Origin of the sequence: Ohtaekwangia kribbensis (assembly GCF_042676245.1) — a bacterium.
In the GTDB taxonomy this organism is placed as follows: Bacteria; Bacteroidota; Bacteroidia; order Cytophagales; family Cyclobacteriaceae; genus Ohtaekwangia; species Ohtaekwangia kribbensis.
Map to the genome: position 1 here is coordinate 407,997 of NZ_JBHTKA010000001.1, position 18,730 is coordinate 426,726.

At 43.5% G+C, this 18,730-nt stretch carries 16 protein-coding genes; 3 read left to right on the forward strand and 13 right to left on the reverse strand.

Features of this window, described 5'->3' with window-relative positions:
* From ACFQ21_RS01740 to ACFQ21_RS01780, 9 genes are all read right to left on the reverse strand, one after another.
* Complete coding sequence (locus ACFQ21_RS01740) at positions 1 to 2,385, reverse strand: TonB-dependent siderophore receptor (RefSeq protein ID WP_377573934.1); 2,385 nt, start codon at positions 2,383 to 2,385, stop codon at positions 1 to 3.
* Between the two features lie 358 nt (positions 2,386 to 2,743).
* The gene (locus tag ACFQ21_RS01745; RefSeq protein ID WP_377573937.1) at positions 2,744 to 3,124 is read right to left on the reverse strand and encodes a DUF6686 family protein; all 381 of its coding nucleotides are present in this window, start codon (positions 3,122 to 3,124) and stop codon (positions 2,744 to 2,746) included.
* 68 nt (positions 3,125 to 3,192) lie between these two features.
* Positions 3,193 to 3,822: an HmuY family protein gene (locus ACFQ21_RS01750; protein WP_377573940.1), complete on the reverse strand. Its 630-nt coding sequence runs from the start codon at positions 3,820 to 3,822 to the stop codon at positions 3,193 to 3,195.
* Between the two features lie 45 nt (positions 3,823 to 3,867).
* Positions 3,868 to 6,021: a TonB-dependent receptor plug domain-containing protein gene (locus ACFQ21_RS01755; RefSeq protein ID WP_377573943.1), complete on the reverse strand. Its 2,154-nt coding sequence runs from the start codon at positions 6,019 to 6,021 to the stop codon at positions 3,868 to 3,870.
* A gap of 2 nt (positions 6,022 to 6,023) precedes the next feature.
* The gene (locus ACFQ21_RS01760) at positions 6,024 to 7,100 is read right to left on the reverse strand and encodes a hemin-degrading factor (RefSeq protein WP_377573947.1); all 1,077 of its coding nucleotides are present in this window, start codon (positions 7,098 to 7,100) and stop codon (positions 6,024 to 6,026) included.
* A 48-nt stretch (positions 7,101 to 7,148) separates the two neighbouring features.
* Positions 7,149 to 7,958, reverse strand: a complete 810-nt coding sequence (locus ACFQ21_RS01765) for a heme ABC transporter ATP-binding protein (RefSeq protein ID WP_377573950.1) — start codon at positions 7,956 to 7,958, stop codon at positions 7,149 to 7,151.
* On the reverse strand, positions 7,958 to 9,022 hold the full coding sequence (locus ACFQ21_RS01770; protein WP_377573953.1) for a FecCD family ABC transporter permease: 1,065 nt from the start codon (positions 9,020 to 9,022) through the stop codon (positions 7,958 to 7,960). Before ACFQ21_RS01770 ends, ACFQ21_RS01765 begins: the two co-directional genes overlap by 1 nt.
* A 6-nt stretch (positions 9,023 to 9,028) precedes the next feature.
* Positions 9,029 to 9,874: a heme/hemin ABC transporter substrate-binding protein gene (locus ACFQ21_RS01775; protein ID WP_377573957.1), complete on the reverse strand. Its 846-nt coding sequence runs from the start codon at positions 9,872 to 9,874 to the stop codon at positions 9,029 to 9,031.
* A gap of 268 nt (positions 9,875 to 10,142) precedes the next feature.
* On the reverse strand, positions 10,143 to 10,793 hold the full coding sequence (locus ACFQ21_RS01780) for a LuxR C-terminal-related transcriptional regulator (RefSeq protein WP_377573959.1): 651 nt from the start codon (positions 10,791 to 10,793) through the stop codon (positions 10,143 to 10,145).
* 281 nt (positions 10,794 to 11,074) lie between these two features.
* On the opposite strand from ACFQ21_RS01780, the gene ACFQ21_RS01785 reads away from it, so the two are divergent.
* The 3 genes from ACFQ21_RS01785 (at position 11,075) to ACFQ21_RS01795 (ending at position 13,494) form a co-directional block, all read left to right on the forward strand.
* Positions 11,075 to 11,632, forward strand: a complete 558-nt coding sequence (locus ACFQ21_RS01785) for a ferritin (RefSeq protein WP_377573962.1) — start codon at positions 11,075 to 11,077, stop codon at positions 11,630 to 11,632.
* 196 nt (positions 11,633 to 11,828) lie between these two features.
* Positions 11,829 to 12,176 carry a hypothetical protein gene (locus ACFQ21_RS01790; protein ID WP_377573965.1) on the forward strand — a complete coding sequence of 116 codons (348 nt, stop codon included), beginning with the start codon at positions 11,829 to 11,831 and terminating at the stop codon, positions 12,174 to 12,176.
* Positions 12,177 to 12,516: 340 nt separating this feature from the next.
* Positions 12,517 to 13,494 carry an endo alpha-1,4 polygalactosaminidase gene (locus ACFQ21_RS01795; protein ID WP_377573968.1) on the forward strand — a complete coding sequence of 326 codons (978 nt, stop codon included), beginning with the start codon at positions 12,517 to 12,519 and terminating at the stop codon, positions 13,492 to 13,494.
* An 808-nt stretch (positions 13,495 to 14,302) separates the two neighbouring features.
* Here the strand turns inward: ACFQ21_RS01795 and ACFQ21_RS01800 are convergent.
* The 4 genes from ACFQ21_RS01800 to ACFQ21_RS01815 are packed head-to-tail and all read right to left on the reverse strand — an operon-like array spanning position 14,303 to position 18,730.
* A complete protein-coding gene (locus ACFQ21_RS01800) occupies positions 14,303 to 16,033 on the reverse strand; it encodes a hypothetical protein (RefSeq protein WP_377573971.1) in 1,731 nt (576 codons plus the stop codon).
* Positions 16,030 to 17,400, reverse strand: a complete 1,371-nt coding sequence (locus ACFQ21_RS01805; RefSeq protein ID WP_377573973.1) for a hypothetical protein — start codon at positions 17,398 to 17,400, stop codon at positions 16,030 to 16,032. The genes ACFQ21_RS01800 and ACFQ21_RS01805 overlap by 4 nt, the downstream gene beginning before the upstream one ends.
* An 18-nt stretch (positions 17,401 to 17,418) precedes the next feature.
* On the reverse strand, positions 17,419 to 18,327 hold the full coding sequence (locus ACFQ21_RS01810; RefSeq protein ID WP_377573976.1) for a hypothetical protein: 909 nt from the start codon (positions 18,325 to 18,327) through the stop codon (positions 17,419 to 17,421).
* A 7-nt stretch (positions 18,328 to 18,334) separates the two neighbouring features.
* A complete protein-coding gene (locus ACFQ21_RS01815; RefSeq protein WP_377573979.1) occupies positions 18,335 to 18,730 on the reverse strand; it encodes a hypothetical protein in 396 nt (131 codons plus the stop codon).

The window sequence follows — 18,730 nt, forward strand, 5'->3', positions numbered from 1 at the left end:
TTAAAATCTATAGGTTATGCTTCCTGTAACACTTCTCAGTTTCTGCGGATTCACGGTCGAGTATCCAATCCAGTAATGCTCGTCTGTCAGGTTATCAACCTTCAAACCTACGCGAAACTTCGTATGATCGTAGAATACAGATGCATTCAATACAGTATACGAAGGTAATGTAAACACTCCGATGCTGGCGCTATTAACCACTTTGTTATCGCTGGCGTAATTACCTCCGAAGCCAAAGCCTAATCCTTTTACGGCTCCTTTCTGTAAAGTATAGCTTGCCCAGAAGTTTGCAACATACGGAGCTCCTGCTGTGGCGGGTCTGCGACCTGCTACATCTTCATCTGACTTGGTAAACTCAGAATGATTATAAGCGAAACCGGCTATCAGGTTAAGACCTTGCAACGGACTGGCTACCAGTTCTGTCTCAACGCCATTGCTTACTTGCGTTCCGTCTTGTATTGAGAAGTTAGGATGCTGTGGATCTGAACGCACCAGGTTTACAACCTCGATGTCGTAATAGCTCACCGTACCCGTTAATTTTCCTCCCAACAAATCTACTTTCACACCACCTTCAATTTGATTGGCACGCTCGGGTGTAAATGCCTTGCCATTGAAATCAGTTCCTGTTTTATTGGTAAACCCGTTCTGATAGTTGGCAAACAATGATACTTTATCTTTTACCGGTTGAAAGACAACACCAAACTTAGGCGCTAATGCTGTTTGGTCATAAGCAGTTCCGTCAATGATATCGCCTGTTGTCTCATTCAGGTTTCCTTTGTTATCGAAACGATCAACACGCAAAGCCGCCAATACCATAAGGCGATCAGTGATATTAAGTACATCCGATACAAAGGCACTGTATGTATAGGTCTTGTAAATTGCCGGATATACAAAGCTGAAGCCACCATTAATATAGATAGCATCCATCGAAGTTCTGTTGAAGTTTCGGTAGTTCAATATAGGCTGCGTCACATTCACGGTATCGTATGTACCGCCTGAGAAATATTGATCAGAGTTTTTATAAAAGAAATCAAGACCAGCCACCAGGCGGTTTTTCATATCGCCAATGGTAAACTCACCAATGAAGTTTTGCTGCATTTCAAATACCTTATCGGTGCTGTTGTCGGTGAACTGATCGTTACGCGATATATAGTCTGTACCGATATCATTCGGATCACCCGTTACTGTTGAATTGGCCAACAGGTAGAAATAAGGCGAAGGACCATCGGAGTAACTATTGGTTACCGTCAGGTTGGTTTGTGATCGCCATGACTCGGATATCTTATAGTCCATCTGTCCAAAGAAGTTTATATTCCGTGACGTCTGGTATAGATCTTCATTTGCGTAAGAACGCTTGTAGTCAACGCTTAACTCATCGGCACGATCAACGCCCATCGAAGCGATAGTTTGTCCCCACGGGAAGAAGTATACCGACAAGCCTGTATTCTGACCGGTATAGAATTCTGCATCCAGGTTAAAGGATAGTCTGTCATCTACACGATACGATAAGCTCGGAGCGAACGCGAAGCTCTTGGTAAAACCGTTATCCTGAAAGCTGCCTTCGTAACTATACGCAGTGTTTAAACGGAACAGTACATTTTCTTCTTCATCAAGCGGTGTATTGAAATCAGCGCTGATACGATTGAAGCCGAAGCTGCCGGTACCATACGTTACTTCACCACCTTTGCCTGCGTATGGTTTCTTGGTTACGCGGTTGATCAATCCTCCATAGGATGTCAATGCATTACCAAATAACGTAGCCGAAGGACCTTTGATCACTTCAATTCTCTCCAGGTTTACCGCATCAATTTTACTCGACACATTTCCTGCTATACCATTTCTTAATTGACTCTGAACAAGGAAGCCGCGGATGTTATAGTAACTTCCGCCATCACCACTTCTTCCGGTAGCATCCCACACTTTTGTCATGCCAGGAGCATTCTTGATAGCATCGTCTACCGAGAACACCATTTGGTCTGCCATCAACTCACGTGTGATGGTTGTATATACCTGCGGATTCTCCAGATTTTTCAAAGGCATCTTCGATACGTATGCACTTTCGGTTCTGGAAAATTTATTCAGTCGTTCACCGCGTACTTCAATTTCCTGAAGCTGCTCCGATGTCTCACTCAATGAGAATTGCACCGGAGTATTTTGACCGGCACTTACTTCTATAGTTTGTTCTTTCGGATCGAAACCTATAAAGCTCACCAGCAACTGATAGCTGCCGGGAGTAACTCTCTTAAATTCAAACTTACCACCCGAATCGGTGTTGGTAGCTTTGTTTGTTCCTTTCAGAACTACGTTTACAAACTCGGCCGGCTTTCCATCCGAAGTAGTAATCGCTCCACTAACCGTTCCATGTTGCTGCTGCGCGAAAGTCAAAAGGGAAATTCCAACGAAAGCGATGGTCAAAAACCTTCTCAAAACTGAATACTGAATGCTCATTAAAATACAGACTTAAACTAATTATTTAGAATCATTTTAAATTCAAAATAACGTCTGTTTTAAGCCTCCTGCAATCGCCTTGAGAAGCGAATGATATACCCTATAGAGGGTATATATACATCCCCTTCACAAGTCTAAAAAAATTCAAACAATTGAAAATCAAATTATTAAATCCATACTAACGACCCGCCCACAGAACGGCACAAGCACACTAAATCTTATACACCTAACCAATTTTCATAACACCCAACCAAACGAACACGACTCCAGACAACGATTAACGGTCAACGTTGACTCAACAATCAAACCCACAAGCCTGATCAGCCGCTTCCGTATTGCCTTTATCACAATTCACCAGCCTTCGTGCTTCAAGTACGATCTGTACTTCCGCGAACAGGTCGGCAAGATCTTCAATCTCTTCATCACTATACACGAGGAAGAGGTTGCTGTGCGGACTCGAGAATATCCGGTTGCGACCATGCGGCAGCGGATGAAAATTATCAAGCGACTGACGATTGGCGATCACCCATTCGAAAAAGCGCACCATGGCATCTTCATCAAAAACGAGTAACACATTTTTATAGCCAATATTATATTCATGACAACACAGACAGCGACTCACATAACCGTTGAGTGACTCTGCGATTATTTCCAGGTTTGATCTTTGGTGCATCATTACATATTTATATTGATTACTATAACTATTTATTAAGAGGGTCTTCTTTTTAGTCTAACTATATATACCTATTTCTGGGTAGTCGCGAAGTTAGTGGTGCCATCCGGCTGGTAGATAAAGCGGAAGGTATAGTAACGGGAAGCAGGACGTGTGGCCAGATCTGCAAAAGTAGCAGTCGTTGTATCCGGGTTTCCTTTGTAGTAACTGATGATCTCCAGCTTCACATACTTGTTATCAGCTGTTTTGATCACCAGAATTTTACCTGCGATCGGAAGTATAGCGTGGTTGGGAGTCGCTGTTGTTCCGGTATAGGTATACCATCCGCCACTGCCCACGATAGCCTTTGCACTTTCTGAATCTGACGCATAGCCCGATGCAGGCGCTTCTGCCAGTTCATCAAATATACCAGACACGGTTTGACCGGCTGCTGTACCAGGACCGCTTACACCGCTGTTCAGAATAATGGTTGTACCACGGAATGCTATATCCCAGTTAGCAGTAGCGCTGTCGGAGTTAGCAACTACAGCATTATTCTTAAAGCTGAACAAAGTATACTTTGAGGTGCTTACAGCATCGAGGTCTGATGTCGTTGTGGCTTCAAGTGTCACCGTTTCTTTCTCATCGTCATCATCACATCCTACTACGGCTACAAAAGCGAAGAGAAGAAGCGCAACTTTTACATTCAATACGTATTTCATTTTTACTATTGGGTTTATGTTTAACATGTAATTATTATTTATTGATCAATTAATTTTCTGATTTGTTTTTCCCGTGAGCGTTACAGACACACTGGCCCATAACAACCGGCCCGGCAAGGATGGTATATATTGGTTGTTGGTATAATCGAACAGGTTATCGCAACCAACTTGTGCCTTCAGAACATTCATAAATGTTTTACCGGCTGATACGTTGCATACTACATAACCATCGACATACTCGCTGTCATCATCGAGTATGACGTTGTTATTCGCATCGGAGAAACCATAGCGGCCGCGATATATAGCGCGTGCACTGGCGGTCCAACCGTTTGCTGCATTTTCATAAAACACCTTCGCGTTCAGCATGTGGCGTGAGCGATTGAACAAACCGCCATACTCACTTTCTTTTACTCTTCTGGTGATGTTGGTTTTAGGATCGCGCGCATAGATCTCCCCTGCTTTCAGCTGCTCGATCACCGCTTTATCTTTTGCAATCAAAAGCTGGTATCCTAATGAAAGACTGATCTGGTTGGTAAGCATGTGTGTGGCTTCTGCTTCAACACCTTGCGTAAACACCTTCGCTATATTGTAATAGCTATATACATACTGCTGGTTCACTTTACGTGCTACCGGCTTGGTATCAATCAGGTCTTTCACATCATTTCTGAAAACATTAATGTTCAAGAAGGAGCGTTTGAACGGCTGAAGCTTCAGACCTATATTATAGGCTCGGGATGTCTCGGCCTTGATCTCACCGAAAGAAGACGGATCTACCAGGATCTCATCTATCTGCCCTTCCGACTGAAGTCGTGCTATACCTGCAGCCAGCTCATTGGAACCGAGCACCGTATAGCCAACCGTTGCGTTTGTAAAGTTCAGGTATAGCTGGCGAAAGTCGGGAGCCTTAAAGCCTACGCCAAACGAACCACGTACAGCCAGCCACGAGTTTACATCATACTGTGCTGAAAGTTTAGGACTGAATTGAGAACCATATGCACTATGATCATCGTAACGGCCGCCAATCAACAGGTTGAGTTTGGACAGCGGTTGCCATTCGTACTGTGCATACGCATAGTTAGTCTGGTACTTCATCTTATCATCGTACCGCGTAGCTTCCACACTTTCCCAGATTCTTCCTGCTCCGAGTGTGATTATATTTTTAGCGCTCAGAAAATACTCCGTTTGTATCTCCGGGCGAGTAAATGTCTGATCAAAGTATGTATCATCATACGTGGAGCCATCGCCCTGGTAAGTCATCAGAGATGTAGTGCTATATTTCGATCCGTATAGTCTGAATGTAGTTTTGAACTTTTGCGAAAAGCTATAGCTCAGCACCGGGTTTACATTCCAGTCCTCCACGTCACCGCGTCCGTTGAGCAATACGGGGGCATCGGTTGTACCGATATCCGTAACACTCTTCTGTGTTTCGGTAAAGTATCTCCCCGACACGGAGAATTTCATGCGATCACTGAAGTCGTATGTGAGGCGCGACTGATAGGTATAGTTCGTGAACGGACTTACCGTTTTACCTTCTGTATCGGGAGACAGATCATAGCCATCGGTGCTATAGCGATCCAGGAATGCATAGAGTCCGAATTTGTTCTTCTGATAGTTCAGCGTTGCAGAAAAATCCGATGTCTCATTTGTTCCATAGCGTGACGTTAATGTACCGTTCACACCATTCGGACGATCTGTAATGATATTGATCACACCGGCCAGCGCTTCTGATCCATACAAGCTTGAGCTCGGACCTTTCATGATCTCTACCTGCTTGATGTTGCCCACGGCAATGCGGTTCAACTCGAGCGTACCAGACGTACGACCGATCAGCGGCTCTCCATCCACCAGTATCAAAGTATATTCAGGTGTAAAGCCCTGCATCTGCACTCCGGTACCATGATCACTTGTTATTGCGAGACCGGTTTGTTCGCCCAGTACATCGTTCAGACGAAGCGATCCCATGCTGGCAATCTGCTTCTGCTGAATTACGATTACAGGAACCGGCAACTCTGCGAGCGCACGTTCACTGCGCGTAGCGGTTACTACGATCTCCGCCAGTTGCTTGATGGTAAGGGAGTCCTGCGCCTGTGCATGTATACCGGCCATCAGCATGATACCGGTTGCTATAGCGACAGGATTGCAGCCGCAGTGTCTGCCGATATATAGCAGAACGTTCCGAAGTATATAGACAGTTTTCATTTTTAAAGCGCCTGAAGATTCTTCACGACTTCTCTCCATTCTTCTCTTTCTGGAATACCGGGTTTTCTCAGTCCGAAGAATTGTGCGATCATGTTCTTGCCCTTATCGAAAAGCTCAACCGAAGTCACCAGCCCCTCCGTTGTAGGTTTCTGTACAACCCATGCAGTGTGTACAACATCCATACGCATGTGCATGTTGAAATCAGGATCAAGTACATTTAACCATTGCTCTGGTCCTGCATGACCGCGTTCGAGTACACGGATCGTTCTTACTTTGCCCTGGTGTATCTGAAGATTACCACGATTACCTGCGAAGATCATGATCGGTAATTTTGTAGCTGATGCACGGTCTAATATCTGCTTCGGTGTAAGCTTGGCATCTACCTGGTAGGTATATTTACCGGTCGCCAGTTCCAAGGCATGATAGCGATGTACTTTATGTCTGCGCAGCATGCCGAAGAAGTCATGCGTATCTTTCAATTCACTCCACTCCTGCAGAAAAGCAGCACGATCTTCCGGACCGTTCAATTCCTCTGTCGCGTACGGCTCTACTTCAAGCTCTGCGCTTTGATCTGCAGCGCGGAATTTTTCCACGAGTTTCTCATAAGCTGCTTCATCACTTTTCTCCTGCAGGTATATCTTTGTTACAGCTTCACCGGCCTTATCAAATACTTGTATACTCTTGAGTGTGCGATCTGATTTCTCTTCAGTAACAGCAAATGCAAAACTCCAGGCGCTGAAAAATACGCGTGTCTCAACGGGACCAATCACTGTTGCCATAGCCCGTGCACCTTCTCCTTTTACATCCACGTCCTGAAAAGGACCTTTGTGTTCCAGTATGCAGGCATCATTGCGTGTAAGCGACATTACTTTACCAAGCGTTTTGAAACTCTTCAGCAATTCCGTCCAGGGCCCTTGTAACCGTACTACGCCCTCTCCGATCCTTGTAGCCAGTAACTCCGCTTCACTTGCTCCAAGGTCGCGGGCAGCTTCGCGTATTCTGATGCCAGGCTTGGCAGTTTGAATGCCTCTCCAGGCTTCGCGTAAGGATGACGATTTGCTTTCTACTATCGTGCTCATTTTATAGATGTTTATATGGTATATTTATAGGTATATAGTTTCACTTGACTATCGTTTCGAACTGATGCTCAGAGGTTGCTGCATCGTTCGCTCCGGAATTATATAAGGACAGTTGTTGCAGGGATCGTGGTATACATTTACCCGGCAACAGAATGTTTCTTCAATGTTTGATTTGGTAAATACCTGCTGCGCTTCTCCCGAGGCTACTATTTTACCACCGCGTAAAAAGTATAGATGATCAGCAAACTGTACAGCCTGGTTCAGATCATGAATGATAGCCATCACACCGATGTTACGTTCACATACCTGCTTGGCCAGGCTAAAGATGAGTTGCTGCTGCGCTATGTCGAGACTGCTGGTAGGTTCGTCCAGTAATATATAGCGTGGATATACTGTTTCTTCCCATACCTGCGCCAGTACGCGGGCCAGTTGTACACGTTGCTTCTCGCCTCCGGATAGCGTCAGGTAATTGCGTCCACGAAAATGATCGATGCCCGTAAGCGACATCACTTCATCGAGTATCGCGGCATTTTCTTTCTGCGTAGCTTTATGACCATGTCTGCCGAGCATTACGATCTGCTCTACCGTAAAAGTAAATTGCACCGTGGTGGTCTGTGGCAACACCGCGCGTACCCATGCTAACTCCTTGGGACTATAATTGCGTGCAGCCTTACCGTTGATCGTTACGTCACCATGATACTCCGTATGCTCGTGTGCCATTACTTTGAGCAGCGTACTTTTACCGGCACCGTTCGGCCCCACAATCGCTGTAAATGCACCGGGCTCAATACTCAGATTGATATCGCGCAGAATAATTTTATCGCGAACCCGAAAGGATATATTACTCGCCTGGTACATTACAATTCGTTTTTGCGTTTGGCATTCATTAGTAATCCGATGAAAAAGGGAGCACCGATCAGCGCGGTTACAACACCGATAGGAAGTTCAGAAGGACTCACCACCGTGCGCGCCACGATATCGGACAACACCAATAGCAATGCACCTCCGATAACAGAACCGGGTAATACAAGTCTGTTATCTGCATAGAAGGACACACGTATAACATGCGGAACGATCAAACCTATAAATCCAATCATACCCGACAGCGATACACTCACTCCTACTGCCAATGCGGAAAGGAATATAACCACGCGCTTGGTATACTCTACATCTACACCTACATGGTAGGCTTCGGCTTCACCGAGTGCAAGGGCATTGAGTGTTGGTGAGAAAAATATCAATCCGGCCGAAGACAGAATCAGTAAAGGTGACGCAATCATGAGTTTGTCCCACGTTGCGCCACCCAGGTCGCCCAAGGTCCAGAAAGTGAAAGTTCTTAATTGATTTTCGTCTGCGTAAAATATAGCGAGTCCTATAATAGCACCGGCCAGTGCATTGATGGCAACGCCTGTTAATACCAGCACCGCTATATTGGTGCGACCGGTTTGGTTGCTCAACCGTAATACAGTAAATGTAGCCGTTATGCCACCGGCAAATGCCAGCACCGGCAAGAGTATAGTATACATCCAGCCATCGGCCTGTATAACAAAACCACCAAATACGATCATTATCACTACAGCTGCAGCAGAACCACCGGACACACCAGTCAAACTTGGTTCTACCAATGGGTTTCTGAACAGGCCCTGCAAAGAAGCACCGCTTACACCGAGCGCAGCACCGATCAGTATCGTCATGACAATGCGCGGTATACGTATCGTAGACAGTACTACTTCATGCATACTGTCAACCGCTATATTTTGAAACAAGCCGGCCTTCTGTAGTATAATGATGGCTACATCTGCTACGGGAACAGACACGGCACCAATGGTTAGCGAAAGCAATATGGCTATTACCAAACCGATGCCCAGTGCAGTAAGAATTATAGCAGTACGATATTCCCGTATGGAAAGCGCCAGATTCATGCTGATTTATTTCGCGCGGAGTTCAGGATGTATCAATAGGACAAGCTCCTTTACCGCCTCGCCAAAACGAGGACCGAAGTTGGTAAGCTTCAAACTCTCGATGGAAACGATTTGCTTTTTCTTCCCCGCAGTAGTCTGTGCTACACCCGGAATTTTTAAAGCGCCATCTATACCACCAAGACTTTCAAGTCCCATCGACACCATTAACAGATAATCAGGGTTTGCCGCAATCAATGCTTCGGTGTTTAGTGGCTTGTATCCTTCTACATTACTCACCGCGCTGGTAGCACCGGCATACGATAGAATTTCTCCGAATGTATTTTTACCGGCTACGCTTATGGTGGATGTACCTCTGTTATATATACTCAATACTTTCGGTGCAGAGGTTGTCTTTTTAAGCATGTCATTCGCCTCGGCAAGTTCACCGTCAATTTTGGCAATCAGCTTTTTTCCTTCAGCATCTCGATTCAATGCAGTGGCTATCTGTACAATGAATTTCTTTGTATCGTTAAAAGTATATTTACGATCAATGATCACCAGCTTTATACCACTGGCTGTGAGCTGCTGCAGCACGGCATCTTCTACATAATCTTTCTCGGCTATAACAAGGGTTGGTTTCAGACTCAGAATTCCTTCTGCATTTATACCCCCGCGATAACCAATCGAAGGCAATTGCTGAATGTGTGCCGGATACAGGCTTGTACGGTCCGATGCTATAATTTTATCACAATCACCGAGTGCACATACTGTTTCCGTCAGTGCGCTTCCTGCGGTGATGATGCGTTGCGCATATACTATATTAGTATAGGAAAGTATACATATAAATAAGAGAAGAATAGGAAATCGTTTCATTTGTTGTTTAGATTAATTCTAAACAAAAGTAGAGCGAACGATCATCGTACGTCAATCACCTCTAGCCGGCATTTTTTTTATACCTAGATAAGACTATATAGCGATGTAGTACAGGTTAGACTCGTACTACCTTTTAGCGGGTAGGTTCAATAGCTGCTGTCTGTGAGGTGCCAGCCGCGAGATAGTATAGCTATAGCTGTATGGCGGTATATAGCACGTAGGTATACCACACTTTATAGTATAAAAATCTTGAAGTGATAACGGATATCTACTTGGGTTTGATAAGGCCGAAGTCGATGGCGTAGATAACAAACTCGGTTGGTGATTTGATGTTGAGTTTGCGAATGATACTCTTTCGGTGGGTCTGCACCGTATGCGGACTTAGATGAAGATCGTCTGCGATAACCTGGGTGGATTTACCTTGTGCGATCAGTGTGAGTATCTCTGTTTCACGCGATGTAAGTACGGCAGCATCAAAGTTTTCCGGCTCCGGATTGAAATGCTTCTCCATGATGATGTCGAGAATCTTATGGCAGTAAAACTTCTCGCCGCGTGCCGTGGATTGAATCGCCATCATGATTTCTTCACGGCTACATTCTTTCGTGAGATACCCTTTTATACCCAGTTGCAGTACATCAAGTATGCTTCCTTTGTTATTATCAGCAGAGATGACGAGGACATTGGTGGCCGGAGAAATTTCCTTCACAGAACGAAGATCATCCTTCGTGATATACCCTTGCAGGTTGTAATCTGTGATGAGCAAATCGGGCTTATGCCGATTCAGCATTTGCTCAAGATGCTCACGTTCAGAGACTTCATCCAGGATGGTAGCATCTTGCCGTGACGACAGGAAATGGACGAGTCCTGCCGAGGTCAGAGGCTGTTTATCCGCTAATAAAATTCTAATCGGTGCAGTCATTATTCATTCAAAATCCTGATAATCAAGCGGAAAAACTCGCCAATTATTTAGACTAATTCCAAACAAAAGTAAGCACCAATGCTATACAAGTCAAGAACCATTAAAAGTTACAACCCCATTTCAAGGTATTTCTTTTCAATAGCGTTACGGGATAACTAGACCAGATTTAAATTAGCCTGGAGGCGGTATAATTTATACCCTTTGGCAGGTATCGTGATTACCTTTATTTCAATCCATGTACATTTGCTGTCTTTACAACTCATTAAAGCATTTCAAGATTTATGAAAAAACAGTCGTATACTCCTGCCCGGTCAATCACCACAGAGATTGAAGCCTTATTGAACCAGCAGATCGTGATGGAAGGTAAATCTTCTGCAGCGTATCTTTCCATGGCATCATGGTGCGATACTCAGGGGTTTGAAATTTCTGCCGAGTTTCTGTACAAACACTCTGAAGAAGAACGTCAGCACATGCTGAAACTTTTCCGCTATGTAAATGCTGCCGGTGGCCATGCATTGCAACCTGAGATCTCGGGGATAAAACATTCATTCAATTCTCTTCGTGAAGTTTTCGAATCGGTGCTTCACCACGAGATCGAAGTAACCAAATCGATCAACAACATTGTTGATCAGTGCCTACAGATCAAAGACTTTGCAACGTTTAACTTCCTGCAATGGTACGTTAACGAGCAACGTGAAGAAGAAACACTTGCCCGCAGAGCCGTTGAGATTTTTGACATCATTGGTGAAGAAGGTGTTGGTCTGTGGATGATCGATCAGGAAGTTGGTAAACTTGCTGCATACGCTGCGCGCGTTTCCGGCAAGATGAATGCTGATTAATATCTGCGCTTTGTCAAACGCTTTCGGGGGATACATGAAGTTTGTCTTTGTGTATCCTCTTTTCTTTAATCAGTAGTGCACAAACAGAAAATGAGTATATATATAGTATGATTGCCAAAGTCATTCATTATAGCAAGCGGGCGAATAATGAATCACTCTGGAAGTAAATAAATAATATACCATTACAGAAAATTATATGGCCATCATTGTTTTAATTATTGTGATCGTGCATTTCATCCATGCCTCATTACTCATGAAGACCCGATTTAATACTCTAAAGTCATTATTGAATTTTATCGAGGAAGAAAGAAGTAGTTTAGGAGAAAAGGATTATAAACAGTTGGTAAATAGATATTCCGGGATAACCCGTCTTTATGAGCCTTTTCCGGACAGAGAGAGTTATTCTGTACTTTATTCCAATGAGCAATTTGCAAATTTTGTTCAGAAGGCAAGGAAACAAAACAGGTACTATTTAACTATGACTGTAGCTGGTTTTGTAGCTCTTGCAGTTATTGCATTTTGGATGGAGAATAATCCACAATAAATTCTGTCTTTACAACAGCTGTTTTTCCTGTATTACTACCCGCTTGTACGAAAATCTTTTCAATTGCCGGCTTCATATCCCGATCGCTACCTATTATTCGGTTAGTTGCTGTTTTTCTCTGTTAAATATATAGTTATAGTTACACGTGATTCTTAATGATTTATTTATACCCCATATTGCTTGTCAAATAAGCATAAATCAACAAGTTTAGGTATATATAAAACACAATATATACTGGAATATATACGTTCAGAAAAAAAATATCAAGAAATGAATAATCTCTTACATAGATCGTTTTAGCTCTGTTGAACTATTTATATTTCGAATCACAAAATCCCTTATGAAAATTACCCTTTATCCAATTGTTGGCGCTATCGCGCTGGCTTCTGCCTGTTCATCGGACGATGATAAATCAACATCATCAACAGCCGTAGACTACAAAGAAGAGATGCGCAACCTGGTGATCAACATCAGTAGCAAGGCAAAAAGTACTTCCGCTGATTTTGCGATCATCCCGCAGAACGGTATTCAACTCGTTACACAAAATGGTGAAGAGGATGGTGCGCTTCACACCGCTTACCTGGATGCGATTGATGCTCATGGCCAGGAAGACTTCTTATATGGATATGATCAGGACGATGTAGCAACTCCGTCTGATGTTACCAGTTACCTGAAAGCTTTTCTCGATCGCTCACACAGTAGCGGCAACACCATTCTCATTACCGACTATTGTTCTACTGATAGCAAGAAGTCAGCATCCTATGCTACCAATAACACTTATGGTTACTTGTCGTATGCTGCAGAACACCGTGAACTTGATATCATCCCGACAAGCGAACCGTACCAGGTGCATAGTGGTGATGTTAATTCGTTAGCTGATGCCAAAAATTTCCTTTACCTGCTCAATCCCGATAACTATGCCACGCGCGCTGACTTTGTGCAAGCTTTGAAAAACACGCGATATGATGTCATGATCATCGACTTGTTCTTTCACGATGGCACTTCTTTTACTGCTGACGAAATTGCTCAGCTAAAAACAAAGAACGGAGGCGGCAAACGAAAAGTAATTGCCTATATGTCGATTGGAGAAGCTGAAAACTATCGCTACTACTGGCAAAGTTCATGGAACAGCACGAAGCCTTCATGGATGGACGCAGAGAACCCTGACTGGCCCGGTAACTATAAAGTAAAATATTGGGAAACTGACTGGCAGAATATCATTTACAAGAACAACGATTCCTATCTAAACAAAATCCTTGCTGCCGGATTCGATGGTGTATACCTCGACATCATAGATGCGTTTGAGTATTACGAATAATATGGAAACAGTTGCCTGTATATATCTTATGTACAGGTAAACCACTCTACATACCAACAACGAATAAAGTATTATTACTATAGTCCGTTAAGTTTTTTCTTAGGTCTCGTAAAAACATAATAAACAGTGACTTTGTAACTTGAAGTTCTAAATTCTGTTTATCCCCCTCGTACCCTATTTTTTGAGCCCAAGAGTCACTCCTTGTAAAGGAATAGCGAACAACAAATTGATGATCGAAATTTTCAGATAGTCTGATATAAGTAAATCTGCGAATAATGGATATTCTTATTTAAACCAATCAGTTTTAAGACTTGATGCTATACTATGCTTACAGATGTACCTTCCCTTTCTGTAAAAATTGATTTCGCCTTCCTTAGCATCAATGCACAAGGAGTCGTCCCTCTCGTGATCATTAATATTTTGGACTAAAAATCTTACCAGATCCTTCTCTTTACTTACTATAAATCGTACCGATTGATTACTATGCAAGTAGCTCTGTAGACTATCTTCCTTCGCAGTACTAATAATTATCCCAGTGTTCAAAATACAAGTAATGTAACCATATCCCCACTTTTGCTTCAAAGACTCCTTATCGACAACAATCCCACAAAATTGATAATCAAGTTGTTTACTATACCACTCTGATTCCTCTCTCTCCTCCAAGTCTCTTGATTTGATAAAGTAAATTCCTATCAAGAATATTCCGAGAAACAGAATAAAGGTCACAGTTATTAAAAGTATCTTTCTATTCATATCATGTTATTGTAAACCTGCCGGCAAAAACGGTCCCTCCCCTCCAGGCAAGAACTCAAGTGCCAAATATAAAATTATACCCCACCGTAACTGTGACATCGTTAGTGGAAGCCTCGCTGGTACTACGCCATTGGTTGAGCACATTCAGGTTAAAGGTGTGCTTGCGCTGGACTTTATATATAGCGTGGCATCGCACGTTAAAGACATGATTGTCCCATTCGGTTGTTGTGCGACTGGCATTATAGGACAGATTGGCTCCTGTGGTAATTTTCTTTTGAAGTATACTGGCACTTATACTCGCTATCGGCCCCAGTGTGATAAAGTCATCGCGACCGATTGTATTATAAGACACGTTAAATCCGGTAGAAAAATTTCTCCCGACCGACATTCGTGACAAGGTATATAAAACAGATGCGTTATAGAATTGCGACAGGTTTCCATTGCGCACTACACCACCCTGCTCATCGGCTGTTTCCTGAAAACTCAGGTCAACGCTGATACCCTTCATTTCATCGTCTGTCTGCGAAAACATATAGCTTGCAGATGCCGTTGCATTTTGTGACACCTGTGTATAGTCAAGCGTATCAAGGTTCTGGAAATTATCCAGTCGGTTTATGTTTACGAACTGCGGACGAATCCGCATAAAGGTTTGAAAGTTCGAATAGGTAAATGCCGAAGTCAGTTTATCAGAAGGAGTGTATGACACATTCACTGATCCTATAAATCGTGTCGATGATCCTGACTTTGCATGATCAAGATTGTCGCGCTGAAAGCCCATGTTCATGGCCAGTTGTACTTTGCTCTTGAACAACGGCTGCGCTGCATTCACGGTGATGTTTTCCAAATCATTATTGAGGTAATAAGCCCCGAGTGTTCTGTAGCCCGGATCAATGCGTTCATATCCAACTCCGAGTATCGTACTGGTAAATGTATATTGTAGCGATGATTTAATAGCATGAAAATAACCAGTCGACTCCTTATTGTTGAGCATACGCCCGAAGAGGTTGTCGCTCTCCGCATTGGCAGCGCGTACATCTTCCGTTACAGCACTCGTAGCGTATTCAATCGCTATATCCATGTGCTGCCATAGTCGTGTGCCGGCATTTACACTGAGTACCGTATTGGCCATTGGGTATATCTGCAAACTATCAGGTTTGTTCTGAATAGAGTTCACATCGTCCCAGGCATGAAACGCAATCATCCCCAGGCGATAATTATCCTTTTGATATTCGATCTTGCTTCCCCACCCCATGCGTTCGTAGGCAGCCGCTGTTATGCGATTGGCGGTGTCATACTCAACAGCTTTCTGCAAGCGACCATATATACCGCTTACCTTTAGTCCGCTGTCTTTCGGCTCGACATCGACACCCACTCCGGTAAACAAATAACCATTCAATGTATAGGGAGAATACGTTGCTGCTATATTTCCGATATGTGCTGTTACAGATTTATAGGATGGATGTATACTGAAGCGATTGGGCGGTACAGGGTATGAGTAATCGCTGCCAAAACTTGTGAGTGTAAATGAAAACGGCAGATTTACCAAACCATACAAATTCAGGTTCATACTACCGTTCACAAAATATGAGAACGGATCGCGGCCGTAGCCTCCATTACCATTATAATATATACCATTGGCAGACAAAGCTCCATTCAGTTTGAAAGGTTTGCCTTTACCGAACTGATCACGCAGGTTGTCGAGGCGAATGGACTGTCCATACGACCACGGCCCAACCAGGAGCGCCAAAAGAACTAACAGACAACGGTACGTGTAGAGAGGATTCATTTTTTCTGAACTTTAATATCAACGAGTATATAAGACTGCAAGCCATCGCGATGATAGGACTTGATCTTGATAGCACCTTTACGATTGTCTTGTGTCCTGAACAGAACGATGCGTGGTACCTGCACATCATCAAAAGGTTGTAATCCTTTCGCGGTTGAAGTTATATTCAGCGGCTGCAAAAGTGCATCCGTAGTCATCTGGTCAAAATCACTTTCTGACAGTGCAATTCCGCAGGCACATTTATCAAGAGAATTAATAAAATGCGTTACCTGCGGCTGCGGTATTGCTTCGAAGGTATACTCTTCAACAGAATCCGGTGACGTGAACTTGTTGAAAGTAAACGTAGCGTTAAGCCCGAAGTATGCTATATCTACATATTGAAACAACGAGTCCGGATCATTCTTGCTGATCACCCTGCGTAACGTGGTAGAGTAATAACTGCCGATAGTAGCATGTGCAGTATTGATTCCGAGTTTAACATCCGTAAAAGTGCGAAGGCCCGTATTAGGCTTTACAACTATATCTTTTGTAATTGTTTTGGTCTCTTTACCGTTGGATGCCTGTAGCGTGATGCTATAGGTGCCGGGCTGAGCGAAATATATACCCGGTTGCTGTGCTGTCTTGTTACTGATCTGTCCACCGGTAGATGACCATTGCCACTGCAGTCCTCCGACTGTGTTATTCTGTAGTGTAGCATGTAAGGGTGCTTCGTAGTCATCATCCTCGAAATCAGGAATGATTTCAAACCCGGGAGATAATGCAGCCGCTACGGATATAGTTTGTATCAGGGAATCAACAGCAGGACCATTTTCTACAATGAGTATAATACGATGATCTCCCGGCTCTGAGAATTGAACATCCGGTGGATTCTCCCCGGTATATTCCCCAGGACTCCCCTGCTCGAACACCCAGCGAAAACCAGTACCTCCTTCAGTCTTATTGGTGATCCGAACTGTTACCGGTGATATATTATTCGTCAACACTTCTGCAGAAAAATCTGGTATGACACCATCGTATACTGTAATGGAAATCGTTTTACTTTGGCGATCATCTTCGCTCCAGGCTTCCAGTGTAACGGCGTGCGGACCTGCTTCCGTAAACGTAATGATACCGGGATCACGTAATGAAGATGTAGCAGGTTGTCCGCCTTCAAATGTCCATTGATATTTTTCGGCTCCGGTAGTATTATTCGTTATACTGATGCGGGCCGGTGTAGTATAATTTTCATTCCCGATGGTATAGGAAAAATCAATCGATACAGGAATAGTCTCCTCCTGGAAGCACGCATATAAACCAAATGCAACGAGCAGGAAGCTCACCTGCACACCTATGTTACGCCAACCTGTATTTGTAAAAATCTTCTTCATATAGCGCACAAATGTTTATCAGTGGTTCATGATCGTATAATTCCCGTTGCGTTCATTGAACCATCTGCGGATTGTAGCCAACGCCTTAGGATAATCTTTCTCAACCAGGTCGCCACTCGCACTGACAGCAATCGGGTAATCTTTAATAACAGGCCCCAGCATCTCCATAATGCGATACGCACAGTTGATTGGACGATCCGACTCAGCATCCGGAGAAGAGCAATTATTTTCTTCACTGTATAATTCCTTTATCAGAAAATCAATCGTAGTCCGTGATCTTATATATACCAGGTCAGGGTACAATTCATATATAGTATCATCGTTGGAGCCAAGCTTGTTCGCCTTATCCATAACCGTCTGCTCGGACAATGCGTCTCCCAAACGTGCCATGGCTACATAACCTGACCATATATCTTTTCGTGACAAAGGAGTTTGTTGATTCTGTACATGCACCTTTATAGCATTTAACTGATCGCGCAGGTCGAGTTTACCAATGAGTTTGAAAAGTTTACCTATATAGGGCTTTACTGCGCTATTAAGCTCTCGAACATCTTCCAATGCAGTCTTATCAAAATCCTCTTTATTAAACCGGAACAACCCATTGGCTACCTGCCCGTTTATGCCCGAATCTTTATCGCGCCATCCTTTCAAAAGCACTTTAACTACTTCCCTGCGAATCTTCGCCTGCTTGCTATTTTGTCCCAGGCGGCTTATTAAAAGATATGCTTCCGAACGAACTGTTACCAACGTATCTGTCAGATAAGGAGACAATGCCTGGATATAGCGACTCTCTCCTACCGCCGGATCGAATGTGAAGGGGCTTGTGGGTTGTTGATTGGCTATAGCATTGAAGTAAGCTTGAACGTTCTGCTGCGCATAACACACAGCCCCCGATAGCAACAGAATTACAATTATATATTTTTTCACTGCGCTCTTACTTTTCAAATCCTTTGTTCTTTAGAATAGCATATACCGTTTGGTTATGCTCTTTGATTCGCTGATGTTCCCTTTCCGTTTCAGCTTTATCTTCGTATACCGGCCACCCAAACTGTGCTTCAAAATTTTCCAATTCTATTGAGTTACCGTTTGCATCAATCCGTTTATGTATAGAGTAATCATCCGTTTTTAAATAGTAATCCAAAACGTAACGATCACTTGAATCTTTCACAAGTTTATATTTAAGATCTCTGCAACCACGCTGTGACTCACGATAATATATAGACTCATATACCTTGTTTACTTCAAGTATATCCGGCATCGGCTGCCGATCATCGCTCAACGCAAGTTTAAGTCGATCTTTAAAAAATTGTCTAGCCTCCGATAGCTCCAT